A 1,855-nucleotide genomic window follows, 5' to 3' on the forward strand; every position below is an offset into this window, starting at 1 on the left:
TCGATGGCGCCGACCGTGAGGCTGCCGGTCGAGTCGCGGGAGATCGAGGAGACGATCTGCTTGTCGGCCGAAGCGTCGGTGTTCGACAGCCAGTTCTGACCCGAGAAGGAAGCCGAGTCGGAGATCGTCTTCAGCTGCTCCTGCAGCGCCTCGATCTCGCCCTGGACCTTGGTCTTGTCGACGCCGTCCGAGGTGGCGGTGGTCAGCTTGGCCTTGATCTCGGACAGAACGTCCTTGGTCGCGTCGAGGCCGGTATAGGCGGCGTCGACCGTGGCGGCGCCGATGCCGAGCGAATCGACGACGGCCGACATCGCCTGGTTGTCGGACCGCATGGTGGTCGCGATCGACCAGTAGGCGGCGTTGTCCTGGGCCTCGGCGACACGATAGCCGGTGGAGATGCGGGACTGCGTCTCGTCGAGCGAGCTGTTGATCGACTGAAGGCTCTGAAGAGCCGTCATGGCCGAGGAGTTGGTGTTGATGCTGGTCATTACAAGCGTTCCATACGCGAGAACAGATAGGAACAATCCGGATCAGCCGGGATAGCGAAACGGCATCATGCCTGTGGTCTAGATTTAACGTTCGACCACTTCGCTATGACAACAACATGCGGACCAGACTCACTCCAAAACCTTAAAGTCGACAATTGGCGGGAGACTCCACTGAGTCAGCCCTAATGCAACGCCAATATTAATAGTTAATAACACTAGGGAATAATGACAAAAATCCTCGATTTAATTAACCGAGAATCGCGATGAGCCGGTGACTGATGCCATCTCGTCGGATTCATGATTAATGCCGCAACGCGATGTCGCGGCCTTCGCCGATCATGGACGGTCGAGCGGAGCTGGCTGGCTGCCGCGCCGAAGCTCGGGCCGGATCTCTGTTTCTGCATGACGCGGGAACAGTCACCCCAATCCGGAAAGCTGCCAAAGAGAGTGCTTGCCCCTCCCCCGCGGGAGCATTGCGTGATGCGCAAGAACGAGCGCCGCAGATCGGCGGGACCCTGCGAACGACGAAGGAAAGCCTTGCAGGTCGACAGAGTTCGGCGTGAGCCCGAAGAGCCGACCGGTCCAAACGACAAAAGGCCCGGCGGGAAGCCGGGCCTTCTGATTTGCGGTAGAGTAATGAGAGGCCGACGGCCCCCGTAGCGCTCTTAACGGAAGAGCGAGAGCAGCGATTCCGAGGAGCTGTTGGCGATCGAAAGCGCCTGGACGCCGAGCTGCTGCTGGGTCTGCAGAGCCTTGAGGCGCGTCGACTCTTCGGTCATGTCGGCATCGACCAGCGTGCCGACGCCCTCGTCGACCGTATCCATCAGCTCAGAGACGAAGTCCGTCTGCATGTCGATGCGGTTCTGAACGGCACCGAGGCTGGCGCCGGCCGTCGTGACCTGCGACAGCGCCTCGTCCACGACCTTGATATAGGCCTGGATCGTGTCGGAATCGGCCGTCGAGATGTCGATGTCCTCGACGCTGGTCGAGAAGGCGCCCGAAGCCGAAGCGTTCACGTCCGTGGTCGTCAGACCCATGTCCGCCACTGCAATGCCCGTCGTGCCGCTCGTCGCCGCATTGGTCACGGAGAATTCTTCGAGCGACTTGAACGTCACCGCATCCGTGGTGCCGTCGATCTCGACCGTGATCCCGTCGATACCGGCATCCGACAGAGCCTGCTCGTAGACCGCCTTGAGGTCGGCATTCGAGCGGATCGACGTGTCGCTGAGACCCGCGTCGGCCAGCGTCTGCTGGGTGATCTCGACGGTGCGAGCCGCTTCGCCGTTCTGCGACACCGAGAAGGAGATCTTGTCGTCGGTCGCGGCGAAGTCGATCGCCGTGGTCTCGACGGTCGCGGTACCAACGGC

2 protein-coding genes are annotated in these 1,855 nt (G+C 61.3%); both read right to left on the reverse strand.

Going from position 1 to position 1,855, the window contains the following annotated elements; genetic code table 11:
* The coding region (locus J6595_RS22330) for a flagellin N-terminal helical domain-containing protein (RefSeq protein WP_483414004.1) at positions 1 to 488 on the reverse strand (488 nt) is incomplete at its 3' end.
* A gap of 665 nt (positions 489 to 1,153) precedes the next feature.
* On the reverse strand, positions 1,154 to 1,855 hold a 702-nt coding region (locus J6595_RS22335; protein ID WP_280891726.1), incomplete at its 5' end, for a flagellin.

This window comes from Jiella mangrovi (genome assembly GCF_017815135.1).
Classification (GTDB): Bacteria; Pseudomonadota; Alphaproteobacteria; order Rhizobiales; family Rhizobiaceae; genus Jiella; species Jiella mangrovi.